This window comes from Microcystis sp. M144S2 (assembly GCF_020246065.1).
In the GTDB taxonomy this organism is placed as follows: Bacteria; Cyanobacteriota; Cyanobacteriia; order Cyanobacteriales; family Microcystaceae; genus Microcystis; species Microcystis ichthyoblabe_A.
In genome coordinates this window covers 1-6,493 of the sequence record NZ_JADBTR010000164.1, presented here as the reverse complement: position 1 = coordinate 6,493, position 6,493 = coordinate 1, and the positions used below count along the sequence as shown (strand labels likewise).

Here is a 6,493-nt window from a genome sequence, read left to right as displayed (position 1 = left end):
TGTGGGAAAGGTAGAGGTCATGATTTTAGTTTATTTAAAAAAAGTCAAGTTCGTTTTCATCCTTTAACTACCAGCAGAGAAGACAGTGTTTATCAGGGAATAGCTGCATACCATAGTAATAGTTATACACCGAAAAAGAAACCGAAAAATAGAAAATTAACAGAGTTAGAAAAAGATTATAAAAAGGCTTTAGCCAAAGAAAGGATTATCATTGAACCTATTTATAGGAAACTCAAAATCTTGAAAATCTTATCCTGTAAATATCGGAATCGTCGTCGAAGATATAGTTTAAGAGTTAACCTGTTGGCGGCTATTTATAACTATGAGTCAGAGATAGGTGTAGCAGCTTCTTATACCAATTCTCTAAATACCAACTACAGATAGAGCATCCAGAATATAACCTCGTCCAACAATTGAAGCAATTACCTCTTTGTTCATTTCTTCGAGTCGTTGACCAATTAACAAACGTAATTCCTCTAAGTCTCTAGGTAGTTTCCATCTCAATCCTTTTTTTAGATATTGCCAAATCTGTTCAATTGGATTAGATTCTGGGCAATGTGGTGGCTGAAACATGAGAATAATGTTGTCAGGTATTTTCAGGTTTTTTGCCTTATGAAACCTGCCATTATCTAACTGTATTATCAAAATACTATCGGCAAAATATTCAGAAACTAATTCTAAAAATATTTGAAAACCTTGACTGTTTAAATAAGTGAATTCGTAAAAAAAATGCTCTCCTGTCTTCGGCTCTACCACCCCATAGATACAGCAATTCTCATTTTAAGGTTTCATGACATTAAAGCCCTTGCACCTAGAGGGGTTAATAATTCTTAACGAATCTCTAGATCGCTGAAACAACGCAAAATCGTTTCAAAATGAGAATTGCTGCCATAGATATAGGTTGCTTGAAATTGACCCTGCACTTTCCCGTAAGGTTTTACCCCTTTTGCTGTTATTTTTCTACCGCTGATTGTTTTCAGTCCCAGACGAGTTTCATCTTCACATAAAAAGCGAATTTTTCCTGTATTACTCATCATTGTTATCGCCACCCAACTCAGCATTGCCAAATTTTCTAGGAGGTTTTTTTAAAAATCCTCTAACCTTTCTTCTGATTGTTCTAGGCTTTTTGGTCTGGCTATTTTTGGAGACGCTTTTAGCCGATAATATACTAATTTGTGTACAGTTTTGTACTTGGCTTCTATCCCTAATTTTTCCTATAACCATTCACAAATTTCCCCATAACTATCAAATCCTTCCTTTTCTTTTAATCTTTTTTCTAAGGCTTTTTCTGCCCACTGAGGAACTTTTCTTGGGTTTACTTTTTCGGCTTTCTGTCTAGTTATCTTCGCTTTTTTGTAAATCTTATAGTAACTTTCTTTTGATTCAAATACTACATCATACTCTTCTATTAAATAGATTTATAGTTCTGATAAATCCCAATATTCTTGGCATAATAACCATTTTATTGTTCTCTTCTTCTTCCTCTTTAGTCAGCTTTGTTTTGGCTCCTTTGTAACCTAGTCTTAGTCCTTGTATTCCTTGTTTGATAAATCTTTTTTTCCATTTACTTACATAACCTTGAGATACATTTAGTATATTTTCTATCGCTTTTTAGGCATAACCCTGTAGAGCCAATTTTACTGCTAAGGCTCTCTTCATCTCTCGCGAGTCTCCATTTCTCCATGTCTCGATTCTCCATTACTGTTTGTTTATAAAGTTGATTAAACGCTCTATTTGTCTTTCTCTTTCATTTTGATTGGTTTCCATTTGCTTTTTTTATTTCATTTCTTGGCAGAACTTTTCTATTTTACCATAGCAAGCTCTATTTATGTCTCAAATGGAATCGCTATATATTGTCCTCCAAGATTAAGTTAGTATAACAAATACAGTCACTCACTGAAAGTTAATTCGTTCTCGTTCGACAACTAAAGGCCTTTTTAAAATTCTCATGTGCATTAATCCAATGTATTCCCCAATAATACCGATAAAAAATAGTTGCACCGAAGCGATTAAAAATAGTCCGACCATGATTGGTGCGGTTCCTAAAGGAAAATAATCCCAGAACAACAATTTGGCCATTAAATAACCTAACGCCACTAGCAAACTCAAGAGGGACAAAGCAAAGCCTAACATGGTGGCCAGTCTCAGGGGAACTTGGGAGTGACTGGTAATACCCAGCATCGCCTCGCTATAGTATCGATAGAAGTTATAACTACTAATACCCCGTTTTCGCCGTTGTTGTTGATACTCAAAAGAGAAACTTTCAAAACCCAACTCTTCAATGAGTCCCCTAAAATAGGGATAGGGATCGTTAATCTCTCGTAGAACATTAATGACTTTCTGATCGTATAAACCGAAACCTGTAAAGTTTCTAGTAACTTTTATATCCGAAAGATTGTCCATTAAATAATAAAAAATTTGTCTAGCAAAATAGAAAAAAGATCCTTCTTTCATCGGCGTTTTAACCGCTTTAACAACTTTATAGCCTTCTTCCCACTTCTTGACAAATTCTAGGATTAATTCGGGAGGATCTTGCAAATCTGCTACCATAAAAATAACCGCATCTCCGTAACACTGAAGAATACCATAGTAACCAGAACGAACGGGTCCGAAATTTCTAGCATTAACTATGACTTTTACCCTGGAGTCTTTTTGAGCAATTTTTTTTAATTCATCTACAGTTTTATCTTGGGAAGCGTTATCGATAAAAAGATGTTCATACTCATAGTTAGGTAACTGATGAAAGACTTCTTTAACCCGCAAGTAAAGGTCTTCAACATTCTTTTCTTCATTATAACAAGGAGTCATAATCGTAATTTTTTTCATCATCTACTTCCTCTAAAAACAAAGGTTTTATTCAAGAAATAAGAAACAATTGCTAGAGGCAATACTAAGATAGCTTGTGCCACTAAGATATTGATTCCTAGCATCTTAACAATTCGTAAGGATTCAGCGTTTAATAAGTAAATCACTAAATAAACACCAATAAAGCGAGTTAGTAGTCGATTATTTTGGTCTTTAAAAACGATCCCTCCGATAGTTTTAAAGTTGAATAATACCCCGCAAATAGTAGCGATAAGTAAGGAATAGCGCTCATCTAATCCTAGACGAAACAGCAAGGCAAACACCGAATACCCAAATAAGGTATTAATTACCCCCACTAACAAAAATCTAACAGATTTGCTTTTTTTGATTAGATACATTTTTCTACAATCGTGACATAAAATTTCTAACTTTTTCCTTAACTGAGGCAACATCTAGCCGATGTTCTTGCATCAAATATTGATAAGTTCCGCAAAATTGAGAAAATCGATCTTCAATACCAATGCGACAAATCCAACTGGGATGATAGGTGCTGGCAATTTCAGAAATAGCAGAACCCAAACCCCCATAGATAGAATGTTCTTCCATCACCACAATAGCTTGATATTGCTGACAAATTTCTATCACTTGCTGGACATCAAGAGGCTTAATAAAAGGAACACTCCACACCCCACTATTATTCCATTCCTGAGCCACTTCTAAGGCCGTTTTAACCATCGAACCTGTCGCCAAAAATCCAAGGTTGCCGGTGCCTGGTTTAACGGGGTGAAGTTTACCTGGCTCAAGGTGAGGTAAAGTCTCATGAATTACCCCTAAATCTGCCTTACCCATGCGTAAATAAACCGCTCCATCACTGTTAAAAGCCCAATTCAGGCATTGAGTCATTTCGGAGGCATCTGCTGGGGAGAGAATCGAGATATTAGGTAAAGCTCTTAAAGCGGCAATATCTTCGGTAGACTGATGACTAGAACCCAGACTACTATAGACCACTCCAGCACCATCCCCAATCAATAAAACCTTTAATTGTTCATAACAAATATCTAACTTAATTTGTTCTAGAACTCTTATCGGCACAAAAGAACTTAAACCATAAACCACCGGGAAAAACCCCGATTTAGCAAGTCCTGCCGCCACCCCTACCATATTTTGTTCTGCTACCCCCGCATTAATATATTGTTTAGGGCAAGCCTGACGAAAATCATCGAATAAAGCATAACCATGATCCCCGGTTAATAACAGAACTCGCTCATCTCCTAAAGCAAATTTGACTAAAGCATCTGAAAAAGCGTTTCTCATAAACTTAATTTATCCTTGTAAACTTGAGGTTCTAATTCGGCTTTAGCTTGCGCATAAATTTCTCGATTTAAGCGGCTATAATGCCAAACATTATTATCTTCCATGAAAGAAACTCCTTTCCCTTTAACCGTGTGAGCGATAACAGCTTTAGGACAAGAAGAAGACAGTTCTAATAATTCTTGAAAGACCTGATCTAATGCCTTTTCATCATGACCATCTACTTCTCGACAGTCAAAACCAAAAGCCCGGAACTTATCAGCAATTTGACCTAAATTCATCACTTCTTGAGTAGTGCCCATCGCTTGATAACCATTAGCATCTACAATGACTAACAAGTTAGATAGTTGAAAATGAGAGGCAAAAAGTAGGGCTTCCCAAATCGACCCCTCATTAATTTCTCCATCCCCCACAAGGGCAAAACAACGCTGTCCGGTTCCTTTAATTTTACTAGCTAACGCTATCCCAACACCCACAGATAAACCATGCCCTAAAGACCCTGAACTTACTTCTAAACCAGGCACATGAGCATCAGACAACCCTTTAATAATTGTACCATCCCCAAAGTAATTATCAATATCCTTATCTGTTAGCCAGCCTAACTCATACATACAAGCATATTGAGCCATTACTCCATGACCTTTACTGAGAATTAAATAATCTCTGCCGGGGGACTCCGGTTGACCATTCCCTAGATTTAGGTAAGAACGATAGAGAACTGCGAGAATCTCGATAATAGAAAAGGCACAGCCAATATGAACAGTTGAACCAGCAAAGGCCATCCTCAGAACGGTTTGGCGGAGTTGATTTCCTTGAAATTTCATGAGTTAAACCCCTCAATGATTATCAGTTTGTGTTAGTCTTTGTGGATACCATGCAAGGGTTTTTTTAATCCCTGTAGATAAATCAACGGTTGCCTTGAGTCCTAATTCTTTTAATGCTCTGTCAGTAGCGGGTACATATCTGGCAATCCGTTGACCTACAACTGGTTCTTGAGCAACAGTGATAGAATTAGGGTGTCCAGCAATTTCCGCCACTGCTAAGGCGGTATCTTTGATGTTGATTTCCACATTTGAACCCACATTATAAGGACGACAAGACTCACCCTTAAATAATATAGTCCATAACCAAATCATCAAATCCGAAGCATATAAATAGGAACGATAGGGGGTTCCATCTCCTTTAATATGAATCGTTTTTCCCTCTAAACTGTCCTTGATAAAGTTGCCAATGGCAAAAGATTCACCTAAAGGTAAATAGGGACCGACAAAGGCAAAACACCTGGCAATTTTTACCCCTATATTATACTCCTGAGCATACAAGACACTCAAGAGTTCTGCGAGTCGTTTTCCCTCTCCATAAACGGAGTTAGGAGAACTCACATCGGGCGCCCCTTGATAACTTTCCGGAATATGACTTATATCTGAGGGTTGTTGACCATAAATTGCTCCTGAGCTAGTTAGTAATAATTTTTTTGTGCCACAATTTTTAGCAAAATCTAGCACTCGCCAAGTCCCTTGTACTGTAGTATCTAGGACAAAAAGACGATCCTCTTGATGTACTAGAGAACTTGCATCCGTTGCCGCATGAATAATATAAGAAAACTCCCCTTTAGGAAACTGAAATGACCTAACATCACCGCTATGGAATTGAATAGCGGTATGATTGGCTAAATGAGGAGCTTTTTGCCTGAAACTATCAGGATTTCTGGTTAAAACCACTGCCGATGCTTTTAAGTCTAGCTGATCATTAGCCCAAATAAAACTTTCCAGAAGCCAACAGCCAAAAAAGCCTGTACCTCCGGTAATAAATATCCGCTGTCCCCGCAATTCCTCCCACAGGGTTTTAGTATGGGCAAGAATGTGATTTAAGTCATTTGTTAGGTTAGGTTGCATCTTCAGCCCCGAATCATTACCAAGATTCCTTCCATGATTTTATCAGCATTTGACAAGTCTCCTACAAGGTTTCTGGTTCAACGCCTAATTCTCTTAATTTTTCAGCTAATTTTTGCCATAACATTCGCTCCTGTTCGAGTTGATATTCAGTTTGTGCGACTCGTTCACTCCCCCATAATAACAGATTGCCCGACTTATCCCACCAACGCAACCAATTAGTAGTAAATTCAGCTTTGGTTCCTTGCCAGACTCCCAAAAATAAGTTAATCTCTGCTATCCAATAACGATTGTTTTCATCAGGTTTTTGTTGTTCATACCTTCCTTGATTCAATCGATAAATTTCTAATTCTCCGGTTTTTGGCTGAAAAATTCCATAGACAGGTACTTGTAAGATTTGCTCGTAAAAATACCATTTTCCATAGGGATAGTGAGGATTGATGGAATACTCACCCCCTTCGGTTTCCGAGATAAACTCTAGGACG

Annotated in this window: 9 protein-coding genes and 1 pseudogene; 1 reads left to right on the top strand and 9 read right to left on the bottom strand. The window is 37.5% G+C overall.

Annotation, left to right across the window (positions count from 1 at the left end):
* On the top strand, positions 1-384 hold a 384-nt coding region (locus tag IM462_RS18845), incomplete at its 5' end, for a transposase family protein (RefSeq protein WP_287699874.1).
* Here IM462_RS18845 and IM462_RS18840 read toward each other — a convergent pair.
* The 9 genes and pseudogenes from IM462_RS18840 to IM462_RS18800 form a co-directional block, all read right to left on the bottom strand.
* The gene (locus IM462_RS18840) at positions 364-756 is read right to left on the bottom strand and encodes a transposase (protein WP_287699873.1); all 393 of its coding nucleotides are present in this window, start codon (positions 754-756) and stop codon (positions 364-366) included. The genes IM462_RS18845 and IM462_RS18840 overlap by 21 nt on opposite strands.
* A 74-nt stretch (positions 757-830) precedes the next feature.
* The gene (locus tag IM462_RS18835; RefSeq protein WP_287699872.1) at positions 831-1,061 is read right to left on the bottom strand and encodes a hypothetical protein; all 231 of its coding nucleotides are present in this window, start codon (positions 1,059-1,061) and stop codon (positions 831-833) included.
* Positions 1,062-1,304: 243 nt separating this feature from the next.
* Positions 1,305-1,767 (bottom strand): annotated as a pseudogene (locus IM462_RS18830) (helix-turn-helix domain-containing protein); the annotation flags it as partial.
* A 126-nt stretch (positions 1,768-1,893) separates the two neighbouring features.
* Positions 1,894-2,826 carry a glycosyltransferase family 2 protein gene (locus tag IM462_RS18825; protein ID WP_287699875.1) on the bottom strand — a complete coding sequence of 311 codons (933 nt, stop codon included), beginning with the start codon at positions 2,824-2,826 and terminating at the stop codon, positions 1,894-1,896.
* On the bottom strand, positions 2,826-3,203 hold the full coding sequence (locus tag IM462_RS18820; protein WP_079205997.1) for a GtrA family protein: 378 nt from the start codon (positions 3,201-3,203) through the stop codon (positions 2,826-2,828). The genes IM462_RS18825 and IM462_RS18820 overlap by 1 nt, the downstream gene beginning before the upstream one ends.
* Before the next feature lie 4 nt (positions 3,204-3,207).
* Complete coding sequence (locus tag IM462_RS18815) at positions 3,208-4,119, bottom strand: transketolase family protein (RefSeq protein ID WP_079205998.1); 912 nt, start codon at positions 4,117-4,119, stop codon at positions 3,208-3,210.
* A complete protein-coding gene (locus IM462_RS18810) occupies positions 4,116-4,940 on the bottom strand; it encodes a transketolase (protein WP_287699871.1) in 825 nt (274 codons plus the stop codon). The genes IM462_RS18815 and IM462_RS18810 overlap by 4 nt, the downstream gene beginning before the upstream one ends.
* A 12-nt stretch (positions 4,941-4,952) precedes the next feature.
* On the bottom strand, positions 4,953-6,011 hold the full coding sequence (locus IM462_RS18805; protein WP_287699870.1) for an NAD-dependent epimerase/dehydratase family protein: 1,059 nt from the start codon (positions 6,009-6,011) through the stop codon (positions 4,953-4,955).
* 61 nt (positions 6,012-6,072) lie between these two features.
* Positions 6,073-6,493 (bottom strand): Uma2 family endonuclease (locus tag IM462_RS18800; protein ID WP_287699869.1); only part of this gene is annotated, 421 nt, incomplete at its 5' end.